Origin of the sequence: Agrobacterium sp. ST15.16.055, from assembly GCF_027956555.1 — a bacterium.
In the GTDB taxonomy this organism is placed as follows: domain Bacteria; phylum Pseudomonadota; class Alphaproteobacteria; order Rhizobiales; family Rhizobiaceae; genus Agrobacterium; species Agrobacterium salinitolerans.
Genome location: NZ_JAQKGN010000003.1, coordinates 328,258 through 353,447, shown reverse-complemented (window position 1 = coordinate 353,447; position 25,190 = coordinate 328,258). Strand labels below are relative to the sequence as shown.

General features: G+C 61.6%; 21 protein-coding genes. 8 read left to right on the top strand and 13 right to left on the bottom strand.

Going from position 1 to position 25,190, the window contains the following annotated elements:
- The first annotated feature begins 10 nt into the window (after positions 1 to 10).
- From PL599_RS07680 to PL599_RS07665, 4 genes are read left to right on the top strand one after another with little or no spacing between them, the layout of a single operon-like run.
- Entirely contained in the window at positions 11 to 793 is a 783-nt protein-coding gene (locus PL599_RS07680) for an SDR family NAD(P)-dependent oxidoreductase (protein WP_173988245.1), read from the top strand.
- The gene (locus PL599_RS07675) at positions 793 to 1,707 is read left to right on the top strand and encodes a 2-dehydro-3-deoxygalactonokinase (RefSeq protein ID WP_269823288.1); all 915 of its coding nucleotides are present in this window, start codon (positions 793 to 795) and stop codon (positions 1,705 to 1,707) included. The genes PL599_RS07680 and PL599_RS07675 overlap by 1 nt, the downstream gene beginning before the upstream one ends.
- Positions 1,708 to 1,722: 15 nt before the next feature.
- On the top strand, positions 1,723 to 2,352 hold the full coding sequence (locus tag PL599_RS07670) for a 2-dehydro-3-deoxy-6-phosphogalactonate aldolase (RefSeq protein WP_077982855.1): 630 nt from the start codon (positions 1,723 to 1,725) through the stop codon (positions 2,350 to 2,352).
- Between the two features lie 4 nt (positions 2,353 to 2,356).
- On the top strand, positions 2,357 to 3,244 hold the full coding sequence (locus PL599_RS07665; RefSeq protein WP_142912828.1) for an SMP-30/gluconolactonase/LRE family protein: 888 nt from the start codon (positions 2,357 to 2,359) through the stop codon (positions 3,242 to 3,244).
- A gap of 134 nt (positions 3,245 to 3,378) precedes the next feature.
- Here the strand turns inward: PL599_RS07665 and PL599_RS07660 are convergent, their stop codons facing one another.
- On the bottom strand, positions 3,379 to 4,731 hold the full coding sequence (locus PL599_RS07660; RefSeq protein WP_077982856.1) for a putative bifunctional diguanylate cyclase/phosphodiesterase: 1,353 nt from the start codon (positions 4,729 to 4,731) through the stop codon (positions 3,379 to 3,381).
- Between the two features lie 86 nt (positions 4,732 to 4,817).
- Positions 4,818 to 6,428: a response regulator gene (locus tag PL599_RS07655; protein WP_333782294.1), complete on the bottom strand. Its 1,611-nt coding sequence runs from the start codon at positions 6,426 to 6,428 to the stop codon at positions 4,818 to 4,820.
- A 410-nt stretch (positions 6,429 to 6,838) separates the two neighbouring features.
- Here PL599_RS07655 and mutL point away from each other — a divergent pair, with 410 nt between their 5' ends.
- Positions 6,839 to 8,671 (top strand): DNA mismatch repair endonuclease MutL, encoded by a 1,833-nt coding sequence (gene mutL / locus PL599_RS07650; protein WP_269823421.1) that lies wholly within the window; start codon positions 6,839 to 6,841, stop codon positions 8,669 to 8,671.
- Between the two features lie 139 nt (positions 8,672 to 8,810).
- The gene (locus tag PL599_RS07645) at positions 8,811 to 9,032 is read left to right on the top strand and encodes a DUF2093 domain-containing protein (protein ID WP_137409844.1); all 222 of its coding nucleotides are present in this window, start codon (positions 8,811 to 8,813) and stop codon (positions 9,030 to 9,032) included.
- 111 nt (positions 9,033 to 9,143) lie between these two features.
- On the opposite strand, the gene lpxK is transcribed toward PL599_RS07645, so the two are convergent.
- From lpxK to PL599_RS07615, 6 genes are all read right to left on the bottom strand, one after another.
- Positions 9,144 to 10,190, bottom strand: a complete 1,047-nt coding sequence (gene lpxK, locus PL599_RS07640) for a tetraacyldisaccharide 4'-kinase (protein WP_269823289.1) — start codon at positions 10,188 to 10,190, stop codon at positions 9,144 to 9,146.
- 148 nt (positions 10,191 to 10,338) lie between these two features.
- Positions 10,339 to 11,076, bottom strand: a complete 738-nt coding sequence (locus PL599_RS07635; RefSeq protein WP_269823290.1) for an HAD family hydrolase — start codon at positions 11,074 to 11,076, stop codon at positions 10,339 to 10,341.
- Positions 11,070 to 12,392: a lipid IV(A) 3-deoxy-D-manno-octulosonic acid transferase gene (gene waaA / locus PL599_RS07630; protein ID WP_077982861.1), complete on the bottom strand. Its 1,323-nt coding sequence runs from the start codon at positions 12,390 to 12,392 to the stop codon at positions 11,070 to 11,072. The genes PL599_RS07635 and waaA overlap by 7 nt, the downstream gene beginning before the upstream one ends.
- A gap of 215 nt (positions 12,393 to 12,607) precedes the next feature.
- Positions 12,608 to 12,847, bottom strand: coding sequence for a DUF4170 domain-containing protein (locus PL599_RS07625; protein WP_006313175.1), 240 nt, complete (start codon positions 12,845 to 12,847; stop codon positions 12,608 to 12,610).
- A gap of 61 nt (positions 12,848 to 12,908) precedes the next feature.
- Positions 12,909 to 13,715: a 3'(2'),5'-bisphosphate nucleotidase CysQ gene (locus tag PL599_RS07620; RefSeq protein WP_269823291.1), complete on the bottom strand. Its 807-nt coding sequence runs from the start codon at positions 13,713 to 13,715 to the stop codon at positions 12,909 to 12,911.
- Positions 13,716 to 13,808: 93 nt separating this feature from the next.
- The gene (locus tag PL599_RS07615; RefSeq protein ID WP_137409839.1) at positions 13,809 to 15,155 is read right to left on the bottom strand and encodes a TldD/PmbA family protein; all 1,347 of its coding nucleotides are present in this window, start codon (positions 15,153 to 15,155) and stop codon (positions 13,809 to 13,811) included.
- A 116-nt stretch (positions 15,156 to 15,271) separates the two neighbouring features.
- Between PL599_RS07615 and PL599_RS07610 the strand changes: the two genes are divergently transcribed.
- Positions 15,272 to 17,095, top strand: coding sequence for a monovalent cation:proton antiporter-2 (CPA2) family protein (locus PL599_RS07610; RefSeq protein WP_271358960.1), 1,824 nt, complete (start codon positions 15,272 to 15,274; stop codon positions 17,093 to 17,095).
- A gap of 200 nt (positions 17,096 to 17,295) precedes the next feature.
- Here PL599_RS07610 and PL599_RS07605 read toward each other — a convergent pair whose 3' ends face one another.
- From PL599_RS07605 to PL599_RS07595, 3 genes are all read right to left on the bottom strand, one after another.
- On the bottom strand, positions 17,296 to 18,222 hold the full coding sequence (locus PL599_RS07605) for a patatin-like phospholipase family protein (protein WP_271358959.1): 927 nt from the start codon (positions 18,220 to 18,222) through the stop codon (positions 17,296 to 17,298).
- Between the two features lie 187 nt (positions 18,223 to 18,409).
- The gene (gene rsmD, locus PL599_RS07600) at positions 18,410 to 18,967 is read right to left on the bottom strand and encodes a 16S rRNA (guanine(966)-N(2))-methyltransferase RsmD (protein ID WP_137409836.1); all 558 of its coding nucleotides are present in this window, start codon (positions 18,965 to 18,967) and stop codon (positions 18,410 to 18,412) included.
- Positions 18,948 to 20,882: a pseudouridine synthase gene (locus tag PL599_RS07595; protein ID WP_269823293.1), complete on the bottom strand. Its 1,935-nt coding sequence runs from the start codon at positions 20,880 to 20,882 to the stop codon at positions 18,948 to 18,950. Before PL599_RS07595 ends, rsmD begins: the two co-directional genes overlap by 20 nt.
- A 71-nt stretch (positions 20,883 to 20,953) precedes the next feature.
- Here PL599_RS07595 and PL599_RS07590 point away from each other — a divergent pair, with 71 nt between their 5' ends.
- Positions 20,954 to 21,412 carry a nucleoside deaminase gene (locus PL599_RS07590; RefSeq protein WP_077982867.1) on the top strand — a complete coding sequence of 153 codons (459 nt, stop codon included), beginning with the start codon at positions 20,954 to 20,956 and terminating at the stop codon, positions 21,410 to 21,412.
- A gap of 46 nt (positions 21,413 to 21,458) precedes the next feature.
- Here PL599_RS07590 and PL599_RS07585 read toward each other — a convergent pair whose 3' ends face one another.
- Both PL599_RS07585 and ileS read right to left on the bottom strand, forming a co-directional pair.
- Entirely contained in the window at positions 21,459 to 22,112 is a 654-nt protein-coding gene (locus PL599_RS07585; RefSeq protein WP_077982868.1) for a hypothetical protein, read from the bottom strand.
- Between the two features lie 142 nt (positions 22,113 to 22,254).
- Entirely contained in the window at positions 22,255 to 25,158 is a 2,904-nt protein-coding gene (ileS, locus tag PL599_RS07580; protein WP_269823294.1) for an isoleucine--tRNA ligase, read from the bottom strand.
- Positions 25,159 to 25,190 lie beyond the last annotated feature (32 nt).

Sequence of the window (25,190 nt, the reverse complement as noted above, 5' to 3'; positions counted from 1 at the left end):
CAAGCCTTTCATGGACGAGATGACGCCGATGACGCAAGCCCAATTTCCGGACCTCAAGGATGCGGGCGTGCTCGTCACCGGCGGCGGTTCCGGCATCGGAGCATCGTTGGTGGAAGCCTTTGCGATGCAAGGCGCGAAGGTTTCTTTCATCGACATCGCCGAAGAACCAAGTCTGGCGCTCGTCAAGCGGCTTGCGACAACGGCGCCGCATCCGGTTCACTTCTTCAAGACCGACCTCCGTGATATTGCGGCGATCGGAAAGACGGTGGAGGCGGCGGCCTCCGCCACCGGCGGGATCAAGGTACTGGTCAATAACGCCGCCTGGGACGACCGCCACGACATAGACACGGTGACGGAGGCCTATTGGGACGCCAATCAGGCGGTCAATCTGAAGCAGATGTTCTTCACGGTTCAGGCAGCCCTGCCCTATCTCCGGCAGGCGAAAGACGCGTCCATCGTCAATTTTTCATCCATCTCGTTTCTGCTCAATATGGGCGATCTGCCCTCCTATGCGGCGGCCAAGGCCGGTATCATCGGGCTGACGAAAAGCCTGGCAGGCCGGCTGGGCCCGGAAAATATACGCGTCAACACGCTTTTGCCCGGCATGATCGTGACGGAACGGCAGAAGGAACTATGGCTGACGGATGAGGGTATTGCGGCCACCACCGCGCGGCAATGCCTGAAACGCACGCTCGTCGCTGCCGATCTCTCGGGCCCGTGCCTGTTTCTCGCATCATCGGCATCGGGCGCCATCACGGCGCAATCCATAATCGTAGACGGAGGCCTTCTATAATGTCTGAACCCGCTTTCATCGCCGTCGACTGGGGTACGACCAGTTTCCGGCTCTGGCTCATGAGCCGATCGGGCGCGGTGCTGGCGGAGCGCAGAAGCACGGAAGGTATGACGACCGCCATGCGGACCGGTTTTGCCGACGTACTGCAATCGCATCTCGACGCCATCGGCGCGCCGGAAGATCTGCCGGTTATCGTCTGCGGCATGGCAGGGGCGCGGCAGGGCTGGGTCGAGGCGGGTTATATCGACGTGCCGGCGTCGCTTTCGGCGGTTCCGGGCGGCGCGGTTCGTGTGCCGGGCCAGGCGCGGGATGTGCGCATTCTGCCGGGGCTGGCGCAGCGGGACAAAACCGCGCCCGACGTCATGCGCGGCGAGGAAACGCAATTGCTCGGCGCTCTCGCCTCCTCGGATGCCGGTGAAAAACTCGTCTGTATGCCCGGCACCCATTCCAAATGGGTGACCGTGAAGGATGGCGGCGTGACCGGCTTCGCCACGTTCATGACCGGCGAGCTCTTCGAAGTCGTCTCGAAACAGACGATCCTTTCCCATGCGGTGGCCGAGGCCGAAGCCTTTACCGGCGAGCATGAGGCTTTCACGGCGGCGCTGCGCGACATCTATGCCAATCCGCAGCTTGCGACCAATCGCTTTTTCACCCTTCGCTCCGGCCAATTGCTGCACGGCCTCACCGCCACCGACGCCAAGGCCAAGCTGTCCGGTATCATGATCGGGCTGGAAATCGCCGGCGCGCATTCCACCGCCCGGCGCGAGACACCGGTGGTGCTGATCGGCTCCGGTGCACTCGGCGCGCTTTACGAAGGCGCCTTCACCGCCCTTGATATCCACTATACGGTCATTGATGCAGACGAGGCCGTGCGGCGCGGATTGCTGGCCGCTGCAAATGCCATCTGGCCATAAGAAGAAAGATCGACCATGCGTATTCCCTTCCCTTCCATCCAATATCCGCTGATCGCCATTCTGCGCGGCCTGAAACCCGAGGAAACCGAAGGCGTCGTCGGCGCGCTGATCGAAACCGGCTTCCGCGCCATTGAAATTCCGCTGAACTCGCCCGATCCGTTCCGCTCCATCGAGATCGCCGCGAAGATGGCGCCCGCCGATTGCCTGATCGGAGCCGGCACCGTGCTCAGCGTTGAAGACGTGGCTTCGCTGGATGCGGCCGGTGGAAAGCTGATGGTGAGCCCGAATGCCGATGCGGAGGTCATTACCGCTGCGCGTGAAAAAGGCATGGTGACGATGCCGGGGGTCCTCACCCCCACCGAGGCGCTGGTGGCAGCGAAGGCCGGTGCGACCGGGCTCAAATTTTTCCCCGCCAGCATCATCGGCCCCGCCGGCATCAATGCCATCAGGACGATTCTGCCGAAGGATCTGGTCATAGCCGCCGTCGGCGGCGTCTCGGACAAGAATTTTTCTGAATATACCTCGGCCGGTATCGTGGCTTTCGGGCTTGGCACCAGCCTTTACAAGCCGGGCATGACGGCGGCGGAGGTGCGCGAACGCGCCACTGTCACACTTTCAGCCTATGATGCTGCCATCGGAGGATAAGAGCTTGGCCACTGTTTTTCCCTTTACCGGACGCGTTCTGGACGAAACGCCGATGCTGCTCGGCGAAGGCCCGACCTTCGACCCCGCGACCGGCACCGCCTGGTGGTTCAATATTCTCGAGCGTGAACTGCATGAGCTGCATCTCGCCTCCGGCCGCAAGACCGTGCACGCTTTGCCCTTCATGGGCAGTGCGCTCGCCAAGGTCAGCGACAGCAAGCAGCTGATCGCCTCCGATGACGGGCTTTTCCTGCGCGACACGGCAACCGGCGTGCTGACCCTGCATGCCGAGCTGGAAATGGATTTGCCCGACAACCGCTCCAATGACGGGCGCATGCACCCCTCCGGCGCGCTGTGGATCGGCACCATGGGCCGCAAGGCGGAGACCGGTGCGGGCAGCATCTATCATGTCGCGAAGGGCACCGTGACCAAGCTGTTTGCCGGGATCAGCATTCCGAATTCGATCTGTTTCTCGCCCGATGGCGCGACGGGATATTACGTCGATACCAAGGTAAACAAGCTGATGCGGGTGCCGCTCGATGCCGAGACCGGCCTGCCCTCCGGCAAGGCTGAAGTCTTCATCGATTCCACGGGTATCAAAGGCGGCATCGACGGGTCGGTCTGCGATGCCGAAGGGCATATATGGAACGCCCGCTGGGGCGTGGGCGCCGTGGATCGTTACGATACGGACGGCAATCATATCGCCCGATATGAGGTGCCCGGCGGACAGACGACCTGCCCCGCCTTCATCGGCCCCGACGCATCGCGCCTTCTCGTGACATCCGCGCGCGAACATCTCGACGACGACGCCCTTGCCACCAATCCGCAGCATGGGTTGACGTTCGAGCTGGGGGTTGACGTCAAGGGCCGGTTTGAGCCGCTTTACCGGTTGTGAAGCGCGGCATCCGCCAACCTCTTCTCATTCCTGTGCTTGTCACAGAAATGAGGGTTGTGGGGATGCGCCGGCGCGCACAAGCTCGGCTGAGATACTGCTTTCTCCAACAAGAGTAACGACCAAGCCGCACCGCATCAGGAAATATCCGACAATATCTCGCGGTAATTCTCGTGCAGATAACGCTGGGTCGCGGCGGCGTCGGCGGGGCGGCCGTAGAAATAGCCCTGCCCCATGGCGCAGCCGAGTGCGAGCAGCTTTTCCTCTTCCGCCCGTTCTTCTATCCCCTCGGCCACCACCTCGAGATCGAGTCCTTCGCACATGGCGACGATGGCCTTGATGATATGTTCGGAAGGGCGGTCGCTGCTGATACGCGAGACAAAGGCGCGGTCGATCTTCACCTTGTCGAAGGTGAAATCCCTCAGGCGGCCGAGGCTGGACTGGCCGGTACCGAAATCGTCGAGGGAGATGCGAACACCCGCGCTCTGCAATTCGCTGATGATACGCTGCGCGGTATCGGCAGACGTCATGACAGCCGTTTCGGTGATTTCAAGCTCCAGCCGGTGCGGGTCGAGGCCGACACGCGAGAGAATGGACAAAATATTGTCCGCCGTGCTTGGGTCCATCAATTGTGCGGAAGAGAGGTTGAAAGACAGGAAAAGCTCGCGCGGCCAGAACAGGGCCGCCTCCGCCGCCTTTCGGAGCAAAGCTTCCGACAGTGCGTCGATAAAGCCGCGCTCTTCTGCCAGCGGCACGAAAACGGCAGGCGATACGAAGCCGAGATCCGGGTCGTTCCAACGGGCGAGCGCCTCGAAACCGATGACCTTCGCCTCTTCCAGTCTGACGATGGGCTGGAAATGCACGTCGATGGCGTCGGTGATGATGGCGTTTCTGAGCGCCTGTTCCAGCTGCGTGGCGCGCTTCATTTCCTGCGCGATTTCGCGCGAATAGACGGTGATCTGGCCGCGGCCGCGTCTCTTGGAGCGATAAAGCGCTGTTTCAGCGCTTTTCAGCAAATCCTCGAATTCATCGCCGGCGAAGGGATAGATGGCAAAACCGAAGGAGGAGGACAGACGGACGTTGCGGTCGCCGAGATCGTAAGGGGCCGAAAGCACGTCCTTGATCATGTTGCCAATGCGTTCCGCGCCGATGCGCTCAAAGACCAGCGGCAGCACGAAGGCGAACTCGTCGCCGTCATGGCGCGTCACGATCGCGCCGTCGGGAATGCAGGCCTTCAGCCGGTGCGCGACCTGGCAGAGGATTTCATCGCCCGCCTGCACGCCGAACAGATCGTTGATAGGTTTGAAGCCGTCTATATTGGCGATGCCGACCGTGAAGGGCGCCGGATCGCTGGAGCGCTCGCTGGCAAGCATGCGAATCTTGTCCCGCAGACGGTAGCGGTTGCCGAGCCCCGTCAGCGGGTCGCTGTAGGCCATCGCCTGCAGCTCGTTCTGGCTGACCTGCAACGTTTGCGGCTCTGCCCGTTTCATTTCTGCATCTCGTGAATCCTGTGTCGCCCGCGGTCACAATGCAGTGCAAGTATTAAAAAAGCCATAGCCTTCCGGCAATGGCAATTTCAGGCCCGTAGCCGCAAGCCGTCCTTGCCGAAAAGCCGCAGGAAAACCGCCTCGACCATGTCCGGGCTGACGGGTTTCAAAAGCATGTCGTCCATGCCGGATGCCCGGCATTTGTCGAGATCGCCCTCGAAAGCGTGGGTGATGACGCCGACGATGGGGATGTGCTTGTCTCCGCCAAGGCTGCGCATGCGGCGGGCGACTTCGAAGCCGTCGATATCGCCCAGCGTCGTATCGAGCAGGACGGCGGAAGGCGGCTGTTCGGCAAAGAGCCGCAGCGCCTCTTCGCCCGAGGTAGCGAGCCGCCAGGAAAGCCCAAGGCCTTCGAGTATCTGCGAAAAGACGATCTGGTTAACCCTGTTGTCCTCGACGAGAAGTATTTCGCAGACACCGCCGGTCTTCAAGATTGCAGGCAGATCATCCGTCATGATTTCCCAGTCTTCGTCAGCGGCTTTCTCCTTCGGGGAGGCAGCGGCGAGATAATGCAGCAGGGAGGCCTCAATCTCCTCTTCCTCGATAGTGACGACGGGCAGGGCATGCGCCGAGGCAATATCGAGGCATGCAACGCTCATTTGGGCATCGACAACCACCACATCGATGCTCACCCCGGCGGAGGCTGCGACCTCGATGAAGGCACGCTGTTCGTCCTCACTCGTCACCGCCGCATGGTCCATGCCGCCCGCCGTCAGCCGGCGACCGGCGGCTTCCGCAAAATGTCCGCTTGCAGAGACGATCAGCACTGCCTTGCTTTTTAATACCCCGCCATGATTGTCCGGCTCTTCGTCCTTGCCATAGGTGGAGGCGACGAAGGGGACATGTTCGAGCGAGGGGATGACGGGCGTGCCGTTGGCGTCGATGGTAGCGAGAGCGGTCACGTCCTCCATCGTCGTTACCAGAAAATATCGGCCGGGCCTGCCCACACGCTGCTTGCGGGTGATGGTCAGCACCTCTTCGCCATTCAGACGCCGCACTCTTTCCGGGATGATGCTCGGCACGCCGCTATCCAACACCATACGATCGGCGACATCGATCCGTCCGGCAACCTTGCGGGAGTGGAGATCGAAAACGGTACGGCCAAGAATGCTCTCGGGACTTGTCTCGACAAGGGCACAGGCGGATTTGTTGACAGCGGCATAGGCCATGTTCCGATCCTTGACGAAGACGGGAAATGGCAGATTGTCGAGAATGTCCTCGATGAGCTGCACGCGCTCGAGATCGATGCGCCATTGCTCTTCACGTTTCTTCTGTTCGGAAATATCCGCAACCACGCTGATGCCGAGGCCGGACGGCAGGCGGTTCATGACGAAGCGCAGGAAGCGCTCTCCCTTCAGCCGTTCGGTTTTTTCCGATCTTTCCTTCCAGTGCAGCGCCAGGCGTTCGCCGATCCATTCCTCCCGGCCGAGGGGGCGGGCATTGGCGGAAACACTTTCCGCTTCCAGCAGATAACAATCATATAGCGCGCTCAGATAGTCGCGCAGCCGCGCACCCGGGCCGATAACGGCCTCTTCCAGTGGAAAAAAGCTGAGGAGTTTCCGGCTTGCGAAAATAATGTGATCGTTCCGGTCGTAAACGACTATCGCCGCGCCAAGCGCGTCGCAAAGGGCATCAAGCATCACCGTATGAACGCCCGCGCCAGAGGACGCCAAATCACTCAACTGCAAACTCCCGCCTGTTTTTCAGGGGTCAGGCTTATGTTTCTAGTGGAATCGTCCAGGGCAAATGCCGGGATGAAACGAAAAATTCCGCAAAAGAGACATCAGGGTTTGCAACTTGAAGCAGTCTTGAGGGGAAGATGACGCTCACCCATAGTCGACGTCACACGCCACCCGGCGAAGGCGGCCCCCGTTCCTGCGGTCATTTCAAGCCGCCTCACCATAATCAAGGCCGATTAAAGGCGGATTAACGCTTAGCGCCATGTTGACGGAAATGATCAAATGCCAGACAGGCCGCAAAACATGTGCAAATTTCCGCAGCCCGAGTTTTTTGCTTTCGAAGCCGTAGCGAATCCGCGAAAATGACGATCATGGCCATCAAGCAGCTTTCAGAAACCCTTATCAACCAGATCGCCGCCGGCGAGGTCATCGAAAGACCCTCCAGCGCCACGAAGGAACTGGTGGAAAACGCCATCGACGCGGGCGCGACGCGGATCGAGATCGCGACGGCCGGCGGCGGTAAGGGACTGGTGCGGATTACCGATAACGGTTCCGGCATGTCGCCTGCCGATCTGGAGCTTGCGGTCAGGCGTCACTGCACCTCGAAAATTTCCGATACGCTGGACGATATCCGCACGCTCGGGTTTCGCGGCGAGGCGCTGCCCTCCATCGGCTCGGTCGCCAAGCTGACGATTACCAGCCGGCAACAGGGCGCTGAACAGGGTTCGGTGATTTCCGTCACCGGCGGCAAGGTGTCCGATGTCCGGCCCGCCGCTTCGAATGCCGGCACCATCGTCGAGGTGCGGGACCTGTTCTTCGCCACCCCCGCGCGGCTGAAATTCCTGAAGACGGAACGGGCGGAGGCGGCCGCAATCACCGAGGTCGTCAAACGCATGGCGATCGCCTTTCCGCATATTCGTTTCGTGCTATCGGGCACCGATCGTTCGACGCTTGAAATCCCCTCCACCGGCGATGACCATCTGGCCCGCATGGCGCAAATTCTCGGCGCCGAGTTCAAGGACAATGCGATAGAGATCGACGCCGGGCGCGAGGATGTGACGCTCTCCGGTTTTGCCGGCGTGCCGACCTTCAATCGCGGTAACTCGGCGCATCAATATGTCTTCGTCAACGGCCGGCCGGTGCAGGACAAGTTGCTTTTATCCGCCATTCGCGGCGCTTATGCCGAAACCGTGCCGCATGGGCGATATCCTGTCGCGGTGCTGTCCATCACGCTCGACCCCGCCTTTGTGGATGTGAATGTGCATCCTGCAAAGTCCGACGTGCGTTTTCGCGATCCCGGCCTCATTCGCGGGCTGATCGTCGGCGCGATCCGACAGGCGCTGACGCGCGACGGCGACAGGGCTGCGACGACGGGGGCGAGCCAGATGATGAACGCCTTCCGCCCCGGCTACAGCCCGTCCGGCCTTCGGCCCTCGCCTTCCATAGCAGCCGCCGCGCCATGGTCCGCTGCCACCTCGCCTTCGCGCCCGCTTGCGGTTTCCGGGGACATGCAATTTGCCGAGGCGGTGCAGTCACGTTTTTCCGACATCACCATGCCGACTGCGAGGGCCGAGCCTCGGGACACTGACGAGACCGCCGCAAGCCCCCCGTCTGAACCTGTGCTATATCCGCTCGGAGCGGCGCGGGCGCAACTGCACGAGAACTACATCATCGCGCAGACGGAAAACGGCCTCGTCATCGTCGACCAGCATGCCGCGCACGAGCGGCTGGTGTTCGAACAGATGCGCAATGCGCTGCATTCGAGGCGGCCGCCTTCGCAGGTGTTGCTCATCCCCGAGATCATCGACCTGCCGGAAGAGGATTGCGACCGGCTGATGGATCATGCCGCCGGTTTCGATGCGCTCGGGCTCGTCATCGAGCGTTTCGGACCGGGCGCCGTCGCCGTCCGGGAAACGCCGGCCATGCTGGGCGAAGTCAATGTGCAGGGGCTGGTGCGCCAGCTCGCTGACGAGATCGCCGAATGGGACGCAGCCTCAACGCTTGCCAACAAGCTGGAATATGTCGCGGCCACCATGGCCTGCCACGGCTCCGTGCGTTCCGGCCGGCGCATGCGGCCGGAGGAGATGAACGCGCTTCTGCGGCAAATGGAAAACACGCCGGGTTCCGGCCAGTGCAATCACGGCCGTCCGACCTATATCGAACTGAAACTTTCCGATATAGAACGGCTCTTCGGCCGTAGCTGACGCCGCAAGCAGGCGGGACTGGCCTTGCGCCACGCCGCGCTATATAAATTCGAGATACTGGAGCACCCAATTGTTCAGGAAAACGCTGCGCCGTTTCGGACTGGGTGCGCTCACAGGACAGAGCAGGAGACGAAAACGGATGAACAGATTTGAAGGAGGCGGTAACCGCCTCGCCGTCATCGAATATCTCGACGGTGACTTCCGCATCGTCCAGACCGGCTCGCACGTCATCTGCGCCATGACGGCCAAGACCATTCCGCTCGATGAGCTGCGCTACTGGAGCGTGGCGCGGCAGGAGGCCTATGTGGATGCGGCGGCTTCGCTGGAGGCCGAAAAGAAGGCTGGCGATTTGCCCGCGTGAGTTGGGAAGCGGCGCGTTGAGTATTGCGCGTCGTGTGCCTTCCCTCATCCCTGTGCTTGTCACAGAGATGAGAAGGAAGTGGGTGCACGGCGGTTTATCTTCTTCGGTACTCTAAACCGACGTCCGCGCATTTTCCCGCAGCAAACGCGCGCGGCAGTTTCCCACCGCCGTATCGATGATCGCCGCGGCCGCGTTGGGGTCGTCGAACACCATGTCGATTTCGATCACCAGACTGTTCCACAGCAATTCTTCCGCCCTGCCGTGGTGTCCGTTAAGCCGCACAGCGTCCTTGGCCGTCGTCACCAGTTGCAGATCATCTTTGCCGGCGTCCTGCAAAAGATCGGCGATCTCGTCGTCGCTGAAATGGTGATGATCCGGGAAAGAGCGCTGCAGCACGATGTCGCCGCCGAGTGCCTCGACGGTTCGATAAAACTTGGCCGGGTCGGCGATGCCCGCATAGGCCAGCACGCGCCTTCCCCTGAAATCCTGCGGCTCCTGCGGCGTGATTGCCGCAACGAAGACGGGCTTGGCGGCCTTTGCCGCCTGCCTGACCAGCGCATCGGCCGCGTGGCCTTTGCCGACCTTCAGAAGTCCTGTCATGTGCCGCATCTGTTCAGCAAGCGGCGCCCTCACCGGACCGCCCGGCACGAGATGGCCGTTACCGATGCCGCGCATCGTATCGATGACGACAAGCGCATAATCCAGCGTCAGGCGCGCGCTCTGGAAACCATCATCCATGATGATGAGATCGACGCCTTCTTTCACCAGACGGTGTGCGCCTTCCACGCGCTTGCGGGAAATGACTGTGATCGCTTCTCGTGCCAGAAGCAGCGGCTCATCGCCGACATCGGCGGAGCGGTGACGCCGGGGATCGACAAGGGTGGTGACGTCGAGCGTGCCGCCGTAGCCACGGCTGAGAAATCCGGGTTTCAGGCCCTTGGCGACGGCGGCTCTCGCAATTGCCATCGCCGTCGGTGTCTTGCCGGCCCCTCCCACGGTGAAGTTGCCGATGCAGATGACCGGAACGGCAACGCTTGCCCTCTTCGCCGTTTGCATCCGCCGGCCGGCTATCTTGCCGTAAACAAGCGAGAAAGGAGACAGGAGCCACGCCTGCCATCCCGCTTTCTGCCACCAGAACGGCGGCGCTTCAGAAACCATCTATTCCCGCTCCCGGCCGCGTCGCCCACGGCATTCCGTTCGCCCGTCACATGTCAGGAGGTTGTTTGCCAGAAAAAACCGTAAATTGCAAAAATGGAATAAACGGGTCTGACCGAGCCGCACCCCGCCCGGCGGAAACCCGCCGGGTTCAGAGAGCCCGTTCCGGCAAAAGCGCTTCGAGCGCGGTAATGTCATCGAAACAATAATCGGCATCCGCGTCAAGGCTTTCGCGTGAGCCTGTTCCGGTCAAAACGGCGATGCGCAGACCGGCGCCAGCACTCTTTGCCATGTGCAGATCGTGGTTATTGTCGCCGACAACAGCCACGCGTTCCGGCGGGAAGCCTATCGCCTCGCAGAAACCCAGGACCATACCGGGCTGCGGCTTGGTGCCGTAACCGCTGTCATATCCCGCGACAAAATCGAGGTCCTTTTCGAAACCGAAGCGGATGGCGGTCTGGCGGATGGAGTTTTCATTGTCGCTGGAGGCGATGCCAAGCTTGTAGCCCCGCGCCTTCAACCTTGCGAAAAATGCCTTGAGATCGGTTACCGGCACGGATTTATCCGCAGCCTCGGTAAATAACCGGTCGAGGCGCGCCGTCAGTTCCCCGACATCGCAGGGCGAGCCAGCGGCAACCAGACCGGCGGCGATTTCCGCCGTATTGCCGGCGGCCAGCAGGCTGTCCGGCACCACATGACCGGTAACGGGGTCCATGCCGCAGGCGGAAAGGAGCCGGTCGGCAAGAACGGGATCGCCATTGGCCGCGATGGCCGCAAGCTCGCGGTTGACCGGACCCCAGCTGGCGTCATAGCCGAGAAGCGTTCCGTCCTTGTCGAAAAGGACTGCGGCAATCGATTGTGCCGCATCAAGTTCAATATCCGCTACCATGAACCGATGGCGCTCCGCGGTTGCAGCTTGGCGGAAACGGTAAGCGGATTGATATAGGGTTCCAGCGCCTTGACGGTGGAGGACAGCGCACCGCGCATATCCTGAATGACCCGGTTGCCCGCATCGATCATCTTGTAACGCTCATTGTCGTTGACCAGCAGATAATGCACCGCCTTGGCCAACATCTCCACATCGCGGATGATACGACCGCCGCCGGCGCGGATCAGCTTCTGATAGGCCTCGCGGAAATTCTGCACATGCGCACCTGAGAGGACGGCGCAGCCGAGCATCGCCGGCTCCAGCGGATTTTGCCCGCCTTCGGCCGTCAGCGACCGGCCGACAAAGGCAAGCTCGGTCAGCCGCAGGTAGAGCCCCATTTCGCCGATGGAATCGCCGAGGAAAATATCGGTTTCCGGGGTAATCACATCATTGCGACTGCGGCGGGCGACGGAAAGGTTCATGCCCTTCAGCATGGCTTCCACATCATCGCCGCGCTCGGGATGGCGCGGCACGATGATGGTCAGTTGGCCGTTGCGCGACTTGATCGCCGCATGCACGGTGGCGGCAGCCTTCTCCTCGCCGTCGAAGGTGGAGATGGCGGCCCATGTCTTGCGATTGCCGACCTGCTTGCGATAGTGCTCCAAAAGCGCCTCGTCACAGGGCGGCGGATCGGTATCACCCTTGAGGTTACCCGAAATCACCACCGGCCAGGAGCCGAGATCGCGGAAACGTTCAGCATCGAGATCGGACTGCGCAACCACCAGCGCCAGCTTTGAGAACAGCGATTCCGCAATGTCGTGGCGGGCTTTCCAGCGGTCAAAGGAACGGTCGGAGAGGCGCGCATTGACCCTGATCTGCGGGATGTGCCGGCGCTCCAGTTCCATCATCGTCACCGGCCAGATTTCCGATTCCGCTGTTATGGCGGCATCCGGCGCCCAATAGGTGAGGAAACGGTTGACCGCGATCTTGATATCGAGCGGCACATATTGGTGGATCACGTCGTCACCGAGCCGGGTGCGGGTGAGTTCAGCCGACGTGACGGTGCCGGTGGTCAGAAGCACGTAGATATCGCGCTTGCGGATTTCGCGGATCAGCGGGATGAGGGCAAGGGTTTCACCGACACTTGCGGCATGGAACCAGACGAGCGGCCCGCGCGGGCGCTCGGCGCTCGCATAACCGAAACGTTCGAGCCGGCGGCGCTTGTCTTCCTTGCCTTTCGCGGCCCGATAGGAAAGATAGGGCTTGGCGAACGGGTAAGCGGCGATACCGGCAATGCGGTAACCGGAAAGAGCGAAACGTGCGAGACGGCTGCTCATGACATTCTGCCCTTGATCATTCCGCGCAATGCCCTGCCCCTGTTCTGGTTGTTATCGCCGCCTACTTCTTCTCAAATTGCGTCATTTTTTGTCATCGGAAACGAAAGCGCGATCACATTTTCTCGTGTCGCAATACCGTGCCCTGCTGTCTCAAGCAGGAATCACGGGAAAAACCGCCCTCACCCAATAGTATTACAACGCAAGGGGAAAAGGACTCAAATTTTGTCGTCAGGATTGAGAAGACGATGCATATGCACGATAAAATAACGCATATGGGCATTGTCGACCGTCATCTGCGCCTTGGACTTCCATGCGGTCAGCGCAGAAGCGTAATCCGGATAGATGCCAACGATATCGAGTGCGTTCAAATCCCGGAACTGAACATCCTGAAGGTTTTCAAGTTCGCCGCCGAAGACGAGGTGCAGCAGCTGTTTCGGTTTGCCAGTTTCCGTCATGTCTTTATCTCTTTCTTAAACGCTGAGAGAGGCCTTCATCTGCGGGATTTCCCGGCAAACGTCAACCGTCAGACAGATGTGAAAACGCTTTCAAAAGTTCCGGCAGCGCATAATTTGCTGCGGCGCACAATGCGGGGTGGTTTACCTGCCGGCGATTATACATCAGAGGTTTGCCATCGAGCCCGACCAGCCGGCCGCCCGCTTTCTCCAGAATGAGGTCGGCGGCGGCGAGATCCCACTCGTGCGAGTTGGCCTTGACCAGCGTTCCGTCAATGCGGCCATCCGCCACCATGGCCAGCCGGTAGGCAAGCGAGGGGACGTGCGGAATGCGCTCCACGGTGTTGCGCAAGGCTTCCGGCAGATGCGCGATCGCTTCCGCCGCTGCGGCAAGATGGAAGGTTCCGCTATTGTCACGGGTTGCCGAGATGGCGGCTCCGTTCTTCAACGCCACGCCGCCTTCCACCGCGGTGAACTCCTCCGCCAGCGCCGGCGCGACGAGCACGCCGACGACCGGCCGACCCTCATGGACCACTGCAACGCTGACGCACCAGGTGTCGCGGCCGCCGATGAAGGCGCGGGTTCCGTCAATGGGATCGACGACAAAAACGGTGGAGCGCGACAGCCTGTCCGTGTCGTCGTCCGTTTCTTCGGAAAGCCAGCCATAGTCAGGCCGGGCGGAGCGGAGAATGGTTTCGAGAATGTCGTTGGCGGCATAATCCGCCGCGCTGACCGGCGAAAGCCCACCATTTTTCCACCAGACCTCGGGGTCCTTGCGGAAGAAACCCAGCGCCGTCTCGCCCGCCTTGCGCGCGGCTTCAAGCACCAGCCTCAGATCGGAGGCCCAGCGGGCCTCAGCCATATCGTTCATTTTGCCGTCTTTTCCGCGCGCCTCACACGGCGCGCCCGTTTTTCTCTTCGCACTTGCACATAAAGTGCCCGCGAAAACAACCCGCAGGCCGCCTCACTTGCCAGCGATCGTCATACCTTCGATGGCGAGCGTCGGGGCTGCGACGCCGTATTTGCGGTCGATATCATTGGCCGGCGTCACCCGCATGAACATGTCCTTCAGGTTGGACGCGATGGTGACCTCGGAAACCGCGAAGGTCTTTTCGCCATTCTCGATCCAGAAACCGCTCGCGCCGCAGCTATATTCACCCGTGATCATATTGGCGCCGTGGCCGATCAGCTCGGTGACGTAAAAGCCGGTTCCGACCTGTCTCAGCAGGTCCTCCGGCGAGAGATCGCCCGGCTCCAGCGCGAGATTGGTAGAAGCTGGCGAAACCGCCGTGCCGCCGCGCACACCGCGACCGTTGGTTTCAAGACCGAGTTCCCGCGCCGCGGAGGTGGAGAGGAACCAGTGCTTCAAAACACCGTCCTCGATCATTGTCATCTTCTCGCCGCGAACACCCTCGCCATCAAAGGGACGCGAGGACGGGCCACGCACGATCTGCGGATCGTCGGTGAGATAAAGACCCTTTTTCAGAACCTGCTGGCCCATTTTATCGCGCAGGAAGCTGGTCTTGCGGGCAACCGACGCGCCGTTGATGGCGCCGGCAATCGCACCGACGAAACCGCGAGCGATGCGCGGATCGAAGACCACGGTGATGTTGCTGCCGGTATCGACTTGACGTGGACCGACACGCCGCACGACTTTTTCCCCGGCGCGGCGGCCGATTTCTTCGGCGGCATCGAGATCGGCATAATAAAGACGGCTGTCGAAATCGTAGTCGCGCTCCATCTTGGTGCCTTCGCCGGCGATGACGCTGACGGAGCGGCTGAAACGGCTACCCATGTAGCTGCCGGAAAAACCGTGTGAGGTAGCGAGGACGAGGCCGCCCATACCGCTCGATGCGCCGGCGCCGGAGGAATTGCTGACGCCTTTGACGGCCAGCGCCGCCTCTTCCGACGCAAGGGCTGCCTCACGCAGCTGATCGGCCGAGACTTCGGTCGCATCGAAAAGCTCGAGATCGTCGTAGGACGTCGCAAGCCGCTCCTTATCCGCCAGGCAGGCAAAGGGATCTTCGGGCGAGACCTTCGCCATGGCGACGGCCCGTTCCGCCAGCGTCTTCAGGTCAAAGCCGGGATTGGCCGAAACGCTCGCCACCCGGCGGCCAACGAAGACGCGCAGGGAAAAATCGTCGCTTTCGGAGGACTCGGTGCTTTCCACCTTGCCGAGCCGCACGCCGACCGACTGCGAGCGGGAGCGGACGACAACGGCATCCGCCTCATCCGCACCGGCGGCGCGGGCAAGATCGACAAGCTGACTGGCGCGATCGAGAAGTTTGGAAGAATCTATTTCTGAGGACATGAGTTGGCCTTTCATTCCTGTTCCATTTATTGTGCCAGCAACCCCGCATCAAGGGCGAAACGCCGCTTTCTCCATTCGGACGGTATTGTCGCCACCCTATTCGAAAGTCCGCAGCCATGACCGAGCACGACGCTCTCTTTTCCGAACCATTGCTGCTTCTGGCCGGCGCGGTCATCGCGGCCTCGGTTTTCCGCAAGCTCGGGCTTGGCACCGTGCTGGGCTATCTGGTGGCGGGCATCGTCATCGGGCCGTTCCTGCATCTGGTCACCGATGCGAAGGACATCTTCAATGTCTCGGAACTGGGCGTGGTTTTCCTGCTCTTCATCATCGGGCTGGAACTGAAGCCATCGCGCATCTGGCAGATGCGGCGCGATATTTTAGGGCTGGGGATGGCGCAGGTGCTGGTGACCGGCAGCGTGCTGGCGGCGATTGCCTGGTGGGCGGGGCTGATCGACTGGCGCGGCAGTCTCGTCGCGGGTTTCGGTCTAGCGCTTTCTTCCACCGCCTTTGCGCTGCAAATTCTTGCCGATGACGGCGACATGAATACGCGGCACGGCAACCGGTCCTTCTCGATCCTGCTGTTTCAGGATCTCGCCATCGTGCCGCTTCTTGCTCTCGTCACCATTCTTTCCAACCGGCCGGATGTGCCGACGGATTCCATGGTATCCGATCTCATAGCCTCCGTCGTTGCGGTGGCGGGCATGATCCTTGCCGGGCGCTATCTTCTGACGCCGATGTTCCAGATCATCGCCCGTACGGGTGCACGCGAGGTGATGATCGCCGCCGCCCTCTTCGTCGTTATCGGCGCCGCCGCCGTCATGGAAGCGGTGGGCCTGTCGATGGGCATGGGCGCGCTGCTGGCGGGGCTGATGCTGTCGGAATCCTCCTACCGGCACGAGCTGGAGGCCGATATCGAGCCGTTTCGCGGACTGCTTCTGGCGCTGTTCTTCATGGCTGTCGGCATGTCGCTGCATATCCATATCGTCTATGAAAACATCCTGCTCATCCTGATCACAGTGCCGGCGATGATGGCGGTGAAGGCGGGGCTGATCTATGGCCTCTGCCGCATCGCCGGGTCTTCGCGCTATGCGTCGAGCCGCATCGCCCTGCTTCTGGCGCAGGGCGGCGAATTCGGCTTCGTGCTCTTCACCACGGCTGCCGCCTCCGGGCTGTTTCCGCAGGCGACGGCCTCGATCCTCGTTGCCGTCGTCACGCTTTCCATGGCGCTGACGCCGCTTCTGGCGGTGATTTCACGGCGTCTGACCGCGGAGGATGCGGAAGAGGACAAGCTTGAGGAGGATTTCGACGGCGCGGGCGCGGATGTGCTGATGATCGGTTTTTCCCGTTTCGGCCAGATCGCCTCGCAAATCCTGCTCGCTGGCGGGCGCGACGTGACCGTCATCGACAGTTCGGCCGACCGCGTGCGGCAGGCCGCCCGTTTCGGCTTCCGCATCTTTTTCGGCGATGGCACCCGCAAGGACGTGCTGATCGCCGCCGGCATCGAGCGGGCAGATCTGGTTGCGGTCTGCACTCACAAAAAGGAGGTGACCGACCGCATCATCGACATGATCCAGTCGGAATTTCCAAGCGTGCGCATCTATGCTCGGTCCTATGACCGCATCCATTCGCTGGGCCTCAGAAAGAAGGGCGTGGAATACGAAATCCGCGAGACGCTGGAATCCGGCCTGCTGTTCGGCAGGCGCATTCTGGAAGGGCTGGATATGGATGGCGAAAGGGCGTTGGCGATTGCCGACGACATTCGCGAACGCGACGAAGAGCGGTTGCAGTTACAGGCCGTGGAAGGCATCGCCGCCGGCCGGCAGATGCTGCATAACAAGCCGGTACGCGAAGTGAAGCCCGAACCGCTGATGAAGCCGAAGACCAAGGCTGAAAAGTGGGAAGAGGATGCGGAAGGCAGCGAGACGGAAGTTTCGCTGTGAATTGAGTTCAACTTAGTGACTGGGAGAGCGCCACTTGTTTCTTCTCCCCGCCGGGGAGAAGGTGGCCCGAAGGGTCGGATGAGGGGGCAACGTTGCCGTAACTCTCTACCCTCGCCCCCTCATCCCGCTGCCGCGACCTTCTCCCCGGCGGGGAGAAGAAACGAGTGGCGCCCGCTCGCTCCCTATTCAGGATTTAACGCTCAAGCCTCCACGCCCTGCCCGCGGTGAAACAGCCCCACCTGCATCTCGATATGGCGTTTCAGCTCGTCTTTAATACCGGACGAGGCGTTCAGCACTTCTTCCGACTTCAGGAAGTCGAGCACGCCGAAACGGTGGACCGGGGGGCGAAGGAAAATGTGTGGCGGGCGTAACCTCAGTTTCAGGGCAATCGCCGCCTGCATCATCAGCTGGCTGGCGCCGAACAGACTATCCAGCCGGTTCGGCATGGTGGTGCCGTCACCTTCCGGGCCACCGACGACATCGACGCCGATGACGATATCGGCCCGATCCAGCAGATGTTCATAGGGCACGGGATTGAAGATGCCGCCGTCGATCATGATGCGGCCATCGATGCGCACCGGCATGAACAGTGCCGGAATGGCGGCGGATGCCGCCAGCGCCTGAATGATCTCGCCGCTTTCCACCAACACTTCTGTCTGGGCGTAATAATCCGTCGTTATCACTTTGAGCGGAATGGCAAGCTCGGAAAAATCCTTCGGCAGGGCCTGCGGCATCAAGGCGTGCAGGATGAGTTCGAGGTTGAACTGCCCGAGGCGAAAACCGTCCACCGCATGGCGCATCGATGCCGGGCCGAGGCTCCAGAGCCGGTTGGCGACCGATCCTTTTCGTCCCATGAGTTCAAGCGTGTATTCGCGGATTTCCCGGCCGGTCATGCCGGCCGCCATGCCCGCTCCGATGATGGAGCCTATGGACGAACCGGAAATCGCAACGGGCCGGATGCCGAGTTCGTCCAATGCCTCGATGACGTTGATGTGGCAGATGCCGCGTGCGCCGCCGCCGCCGAGCGCCAGTCCGAAAGTCGGCTCATGGCCACCCGCGCCGTCACCTTCGAGAACCTCTTCCCCGGCGCGGACGATCGTTATGCTCTCGTTTACACCCTGCTCCATGCGAATACCCAAATTCTTTCCACGGCAAAGATTCTGCCTATTGCGCAAACAAGACAAGACCGTGGCATGACGGTAAGGTGTTCCTGTCGGAGTGTTTTCGCTTTTCTTCCAAGCGCGGAAACACTCCAAATCTTTTTCTGTCGCATTTCCGGACGGAGAACCGGGCTCCACTTTTCCTGGAAATGCTTCAGGGCTCGTAGCGGTAGAAATGCATTTTCGTATCGCCGAAGATGCGGCTTTCCAGCGGTTTGAATACCGGATCGACCTTCACCGCCACATCGCCGCGCTCTTCGAGAATGGCAAGCGCGCCAGGTGTCAGCCAGCCGCCGCTGTGCGCTGCCGCGAAAGCCTTCTCGCCATGGCCATGGCCATAGGGCGGGTCGGCGAAGAGAAGATCGAAGGGCTCTATATTGTTGACGCCGCCGAGCTTGGTGGCATCACGCCGCAGGATGCGGGCGCGGCCATGCAGACCCAGCGCATCGATATTTTCCCAGAGCAGCCCCCTGCCCTCCACGCCGTTTTCGACGAAGAGCGCCACACGACAGCCGCGCGAAAGCGCCTCCAGACCGACGGCGCCGGTTCCGGCGAAAACGTCCAGAACGCGCGTGCCGTCCAGACTTTCCGGATAGGCGTGACTCAGAATATTGAAGAGGCTTTCCCGCGTCCTGTCGATGGTCGGACGAATGGAATTCGATTTCGGCGCGGCCAATGTCCGGCCGCGGAACTCACCGCCTACGATCCGCATTACGTGTCATTCCCCTGCCTCCAGAAGGTTTGCCACCCGGGCCTTTGCCGCCCGGCTTGCCGCCGCCGGGACCGCCGGGGCCTTTGCTCTTGCCTGAGAAACCTGAACGTTCGCCCGATTTTCCGAAAGATGGTTTGCCGAAACCGGGTTTGCCGCCACGCGGCTTGTCGCCCGCCGGGCGCTCGCCGCGTGGGCGATCACCCTCTTCACGGGGCCTGTCGCGGAACGGACGATCACCGAAGGGTTTTTCACCGCGGGCGGTGCGATCACCGAAACTCTTTTCGCCGCGTGGGCGGTCGCTGCGCGGACGATCACCCTCTTCACGCGGTTTGTCACGAAACGGCCGGTCGCCGAAAGGTTTGCCGCCGCGTGCCGGGCGGTCACCGAAGCTCTTTTCGCCGCGCGGACGGTCGCCGCGCGGGCGATCACCCTCTTCACGCGGCCTGTCGCGGAATGGCCGGTCGCCGAAAGGTTTGCCACCGCGTGCCGGGCGGTCACCGAAGCTCTTTTCACCGCGCGGACGGTCGCCGCGTCCGCGACCACCTTCTTCTTCGCGGGGAGAATCCGAGCGGATCCACTCGCCCTCGGCATCCGCATGCCGCACGACGTTGCGGCGCGCCTCGTCCTGGGCAGAAGGCTTCTTGAAGAGGTTTTCGGCTTCCGCGCGGGCGGAAGACTTGCGCTCCTTGCCGTCACGGGTGGGCCTTGCACCGGGCGCCATCCAGACATTGGCCGTGCGGCTGGTGCCGGCGGGCTGGCGGGGGCGACGGTCGTCGCCCTCATCCTCGCTGCGGCCCTTGGCGGCAAATTTCCCGGCGGGCTTGGAACCGAACTTGCCAGCCGGCTTGTCGCCGCGCTTGGTATCCAGCCGTCCAAGCGCCTTTTCACGACGATCCTCGGACTTGCCGCTTTTTTCGAAACGCGGCTTGCCTTCCGGCGCATCGCTCTTTGCCCATTCGGATTTCACGGGCCGCTTCGGCGTGTCGTCTTCTTCATCCTCAACGGGCGCATTGTAGATCGGCGCGTCGAAATTGGCGCCGGCCTGTTCGATGAGACGCGGGCCCAGCTGGTCGCGCAGCATGCGGCCGCGCACTTCCAGCACCTTGCCTTCGGGCAGATCGCCGAGCTGGAACGGACCGTAGGAAACGCGGATCAGGCGGTTGACCTCGAGACCGAGCGCGCCGAGCACGTTCTTGATCTCGCGGTTCTTGCCTTCACGCAGGCCCATGCTGATCCAGACATTGTGGCCCTGGGTGCGGTCGAGCGTGGCGTCGATTGCGCCGTAGAGCACGCCGTCGACGGCAATGCCTTCCTTCAGCTTGTCGAGCGCTGCCTGATCGACCTCGCCATGGGCGCGCACGCGGTAGCGCCGCAGCCAGCCGGTGGTCGGCAGTTCCAGCACGCGGGAAAGACCGCCATCGTTGGTGAGCAACAGCAGGCCTTCGGTATTGATATCGAGACGGCCGATGGAGAGCACGCGCGGCAGTTCACCCGGCAGATTGTCGAAAACGGTCGGGCGGCCTTCCGGGTCGGAATTGGTCGTCACCAGACCGGCGGGCTTGTGGTAAAGCCACAGGCGCGTGCGCTCGGCGCCGCGAATAGGCATGCCGTCGACTTCGATCTTGTCGGACAGCGTGGCGTTCACCACCGGCGTATCCAGCTTGACGCCGTTCAGCGATACGCGGCCTTCCATGATCATGCGCTCGACATCGCGACGCGAGGCGACGCCTGCGCGCGCCATGATCTTGGAAATGCGCTCGGGCTTGGAGCCGCCAACGGTTTCCGGTGCCGGGGCGGCCTTTGCCTCGGTCGGTTTCTTTTCGCGCTCTGCGGCGGGCTTACCGGGGCCTTTCGGCTTCCTGTCGCGGCTAATTGTCTTGCCGCCGTCACGCTTCGGCTTGTCTTTAAAAGTCATTTGCTGTTTGCCTGTTGTTTGGGCTGTCCTATCAGGTCCAAGCACAAGGGTTAAGAGGAAATTGAATCGCAATGGCCGAAAGGACGCATTTCATGGAGTTGGCGCTTGTCGAAGCCCGTGCCGCGGCTGAGCGGCAGGAGGTTCCGATCGGCGCTGTACTGGTTCTGGACGGCCGCGTCATCGCCCGTTCCGGCAATCGCACCCGTGAATTGAACGATGTGACGGCGCACGCCGAAATCGCCGTGATCCGCATGGCCTGCGAGGCGCTGGAGCAGGAACGCCTGCCCGGCGCCGATCTCTACGTGACACTGGAGCCTTGCACCATGTGCGCGGCGGCGATTTCATTCGCCCGTATCCGCCGGCTTTATTACGGCGCGCAGGACCCCAAGGGCGGCGCAGTGGAGAGCGGCGTGCGTTTCTTCAGCCAGCCGACATGCCACCATGCGCCGGATGTCTATTCGGGTCTGGCGGAAAGTGAAAGCGCGGAGATTCTGCGGCAATTTTTCAGAGAGAAACGCCTCGAGGATTGAGCGGCGAGCGGGAGAAACAAACTTCCCGCCAGCCATCAGTCATATTTTACTGAAAGGGGTTCCACCAGCTCTTGCCGGTGTTCGCTACGGCCGCTTCTTTCTTGCGGCGTTTTGCCTTCTTCTGCTCCGGCTCACCGAGATCGGTCAGCTGATCCTGCGGAAGGCTGCGATACTCGGCTGGCGGATCGGTCAGGAACTTGCGCTGGGCATTCACCACGGAGCCGCCCTGGGCGTCAGCCTTGGCCTTGCGGAAGGCTTCCCATTTCTGACTTTCGGTCATCTGGCCGGCGGTGCCGTTGCCGGCGAGCAGCGGCGAGCGGTAATGCGGGTTGTTTTTGTTGGCGTCCGCCTCATCGCGCAGACGTTCACGGGTTTCTTCCGGCGATTCGACCCATTGCGGATTGTTTTCGCGGTTCGCCATGTTCTGCTGCGGCGTGGTCAGCTGTTCGGCGCGGGCCTGGGCGGGAACGACGAGGCCCGGGCGGGGGCCGTATTTCAGGTTGCGCTTGCTCTGGTCACCGGTGATCGAGGTCGCGTTGCCGAGGTCGTCGACCAGCTGTTCGGCCGCCGTCTTGCCCGTACCGTAGGTCGGGCTGGTGCAGGCGCCCAGCAGCACGCCTATCGTCGTGACGCCAACAACCGTGCGAAACATGCCCAAACCCTGCGCACTACCCTGCCCAAAAGCCTTCATCATCTTCATTGAAACCCTTCCAGCCGTCCGTCCCACTTCGCCAGACATCGTCTTTCGGCAGGCGGCAGCCCGCATTGCCGTGCAAATCCGGCCATTTTCAGGCAGGTGTACCGGATGAAGAGGCAAAGCGCAATTCATCCGGTCATTTTCGTTACGAGAGTGCGGCTAGCTCACGCAGGGCCGCCGCATCGCGGGCCGAGACGTCGGGATACTCCGGATCGGACCCGACATCGGTGGTGATGCGCCAGGAGCGGGCGCATTTTGCACCTTCCGCCAGCTTCTGTTCGACCACGACCTTCGCCACTTCCGGCAAACGGAAGCCATCGGCCGGGCCTTCATCGCCCACCACCGAGATGGCCGAAGTGATGCAGATTTCGGCAAAATCCTGCCCCTGCAGCGCCGCCAGAAGATCGGCGTCGGCAATGTGGACGACAGGGGCAGCTTCCAGTGAAGAGCCGATACGCTTTTCACGGCGTTCCACTTCAAGCGCGCCAGTGACGACCGTGCGGACCTTGCGGATCTTCTCCCACTTCGCTTCAAGCGCATCGTTTTTCCATTCCGCCGGAATTTCCGGGAACTGGACGAGATGCACCGATTCCGCATCCGGATAACGCGAAAGCCACGCTTCTTCCGTCGTGAAGGGCAGCATTGGCGCGAGCCACGATACCAGGCAATCGAACAGCTTGGCGATGACGGACAGGGCCGCGCGGCGCTTCAGCGACGACGGCGCGTCGCAATACAGCGTGTCCTTGCGGATATCGAAATAGAAGGCGGAAAGCTCGACATTGGCAAAGTCGATCAGCGCGCGGGTGATCTTCTTGAATTCGAAACCGTCGTAACCTTCGCGAACGACGCCATCCAGTTCGGACAGGCGATGCAGCACCAGCTTTTCCAGTTCCGGCAGATCGTCATAGGCGATCTCCTCGCCCTCATAATGGGCAAGGGTACCGAGCATCCAGCGGATGGTGTTGCGCAGCTTGCGATAGGCATCGACATTTGTCTGGATGATGGCCTTGCCGAGGCGCTGGTCTTCCCAGTAGTCTGTTGTCATGACCCACAGGCGCAGGATATCGGCGCCCGACTGGCTCATGACTTCCTGCGGGGCAACGACGTTGCCGAGCGATTTCGACTGCTTGCGCCCCTGCTCGTCCATGGTGAAACCATGGGTCACAACCGCGTTATAGGGCGCACGGCCACGCGTGGCGCAGCTTTCCAGCAGCGACGAATGGAACCAGCCGCGATGCTGGTCGGAGCCTTCAAGATAGACATCCGCCGGCCATTTCATGTCCGGGCGGTCTTCCAGCGTGAAGGTGTGGGTGCAGCCGCTGTCGAACCAGACGTCGAGGATGTCCATGACCTGCTGCCATCTGGCATGGTCGTGGTCATTGCCGAGGAAACGTTCCTTGGCGCCTTCGGCAAACCAGGCATCAGCGCCTTCGGCCTCGAAGGCCTCGAGAATGCGGGCGTTGACGGCTTCGTCGACCAGAACTTCACCCTTCTCATCGGCGAAAACGGCAATCGGCACGCCCCAGCTGCGCTGGCGCGACAGAACCCAGTCAGGCCGGCCTTCGATCATGGCGCGCAGGCGGTTCTGGCCGGAGGCCGGCACGAAACGCGTCTGGTCGATGGCGTCAAGCGAACGAGAGCGCAGCGTCGTGCCGTCGCCGAGTTCCTTGTCCATATAGACGAACCATTGCGGCGTGTTGCGGAAGATGACAGGCTTCTTGGAGCGCCAGCTGTGCGGATAGCTGTGCTTCAGGCGGCCGCGCGCAAACAGGTTATTGGCAGCGATCAGCGCCTTGATGACGCGCTCATTGGCATCGCCCTTCTTGCCGTTATCGTCCATGACACGGGCAGCACCGCCTTCGGCCGACGGGCCGAAACCGGGGGCGTCTTCGGTGTAGAAACCGGCGTCATCGACCGGGAACGGGATTTTGGTATCGATCCCGCGTGCTTCAAGGGTGCGGACGCTGTTCGTCCAGGCATCAAAGTCCTCGCGGCCATGGCTTGGTGCGGTGTGCACGAAGCCCGTACCGGCATCGTCCGTGACGTGATCGCCATCGAGAAGCGGAACCGGAAAGGTGTAGCCAAGCGACGCCAAAGGATGGGCACAGGTGATGGCGGCCAATTCTTCGCTTGTCACATCGCGAACGAACTTAAAGGTCAGCTTCGCCTTGGCCGCGGCCTCATCGGCAAGCTTCCTGGCGAAGATCAGCTTTTCACCCGGCTGCGGGCCGAAATCGTTCTGCGCGCTTTCGACTTCGAACAGGCCATATTCGACCCGCGAAGAGAACGCGATGGCGCGGTTGCCGGGGATGGTCCACGGCGTCGTTGTCCAGATGACGACGGAGACGCCGGAAAGTCCGGGAGCCGCATCCTTGACCGGGAACTTCACCCAGATCATGTCGCTCTCGACATCGTGGTATTCGACTTCCGCTTCCGCCAGCGCCGTGCGCTCGACCACCGACCACATGATCGGCTTGGAACCGCGATAAAGCTGACCACTCTTGGCGATCTTCAGCAACTCGCCGGCGATGCGGGCTTCGGCGTGGAAGTTCATCGTCGTATAGGGGTTTTCGAAGTCGCCCTCGATGCCGAGACGCTTGAACTCTTCCGACTGAACCTTGATCCAGCCGGCCGCGAAGTCACGGCATTCCTTGCGGAATTCGTTGACCGGAACCTCGTCCTTGTTCTTGCCCTTGGCGCGATAGGCTTCCTCGATCTTCCATTCGATCGGCAGGCCGTGGCAATCCCAGCCGGGCACGTAATTGGCGTCGTAACCGCGCATCTGGAACGAGCGGGTGATGACATCCTTCAGGATCTTGTTCAGCGCGTGGCCGATGTGGATGTTGCCGTTGGCATAGGGCGGGCCGTCATGCAGCACGAATTTTTCGCGGCCGGCGGCGGAGGCGCGCAGCTTTTTGTAGAGGCCCATTTCCTGCCAGCGCTTGACCGTTTCCGGTTCCTTCTGCGGCAGGCCGGCGCGCATCGGAAAATCCGTCTGCGGCAGATAGAGGGTGGAGGAGTAATCCAGTTTTTCTGCGGTGTCGCTCATAATCATACCGTTGTTGCGCGCCGTGTCGGTCG

Excerpts from the sequence above, each read along its gene's own strand:
- PL599_RS07680 (WP_173988245.1), top strand. The coding sequence starts at position 11 with ATGGACGAGATGACGCCGATGACGCAAGCCCAATTTCCGGACCTCAAG.
- PL599_RS07675 (WP_269823288.1), top strand. The coding sequence starts at position 793 with ATGTCTGAACCCGCTTTCATCGCCGTCGACTGGGGTACGACCAGTTTC.
- PL599_RS07670 (WP_077982855.1), top strand. The coding sequence starts at position 1,723 with ATGCGTATTCCCTTCCCTTCCATCCAATATCCGCTGATCGCCATTCTG.
- PL599_RS07660 (WP_077982856.1), bottom strand. The coding sequence starts at position 4,731 with ATGAAACGGGCAGAGCCGCAAACGTTGCAGGTCAGCCAGAACGAGCTG.
- PL599_RS07655 (WP_333782294.1), bottom strand. The coding sequence starts at position 6,428 with ATGCTTGATGCCCTTTGCGACGCGCTTGGCGCGGCGATAGTCGTTTAC.
- mutL (WP_269823421.1), top strand. The coding sequence starts at position 6,839 with ATGGCCATCAAGCAGCTTTCAGAAACCCTTATCAACCAGATCGCCGCC.
- PL599_RS07645 (WP_137409844.1), top strand. The coding sequence starts at position 8,811 with ATGAACAGATTTGAAGGAGGCGGTAACCGCCTCGCCGTCATCGAATAT.
- lpxK (WP_269823289.1), bottom strand. The coding sequence starts at position 10,190 with ATGGTTTCTGAAGCGCCGCCGTTCTGGTGGCAGAAAGCGGGATGGCAG.
- PL599_RS07635 (WP_269823290.1), bottom strand. The coding sequence starts at position 11,076 with ATGGTAGCGGATATTGAACTTGATGCGGCACAATCGATTGCCGCAGTC.
- waaA (WP_077982861.1), bottom strand. The coding sequence starts at position 12,392 with ATGAGCAGCCGTCTCGCACGTTTCGCTCTTTCCGGTTACCGCATTGCC.
- PL599_RS07625 (WP_006313175.1), bottom strand. The coding sequence starts at position 12,847 with ATGACGGAAACTGGCAAACCGAAACAGCTGCTGCACCTCGTCTTCGGC.
- PL599_RS07620 (WP_269823291.1), bottom strand. The coding sequence starts at position 13,715 with ATGAACGATATGGCTGAGGCCCGCTGGGCCTCCGATCTGAGGCTGGTG.
- PL599_RS07615 (WP_137409839.1), bottom strand. The coding sequence starts at position 15,155 with ATGTCCTCAGAAATAGATTCTTCCAAACTTCTCGATCGCGCCAGTCAG.
- PL599_RS07610 (WP_271358960.1), top strand. The coding sequence starts at position 15,272 with ATGACCGAGCACGACGCTCTCTTTTCCGAACCATTGCTGCTTCTGGCC.
- PL599_RS07605 (WP_271358959.1), bottom strand. The coding sequence starts at position 18,222 with ATGGAGCAGGGTGTAAACGAGAGCATAACGATCGTCCGCGCCGGGGAA.
- rsmD (WP_137409836.1), bottom strand. The coding sequence starts at position 18,967 with ATGCGGATCGTAGGCGGTGAGTTCCGCGGCCGGACATTGGCCGCGCCG.
- PL599_RS07595 (WP_269823293.1), bottom strand. The coding sequence starts at position 20,882 with ATGACTTTTAAAGACAAGCCGAAGCGTGACGGCGGCAAGACAATTAGC.
- PL599_RS07590 (WP_077982867.1), top strand. The coding sequence starts at position 20,954 with ATGGCCGAAAGGACGCATTTCATGGAGTTGGCGCTTGTCGAAGCCCGT.
- PL599_RS07585 (WP_077982868.1), bottom strand. The coding sequence starts at position 22,112 with ATGAAGATGATGAAGGCTTTTGGGCAGGGTAGTGCGCAGGGTTTGGGC.
- ileS (WP_269823294.1), bottom strand. The coding sequence starts at position 25,158 with ATGAGCGACACCGCAGAAAAACTGGATTACTCCTCCACCCTCTATCTG.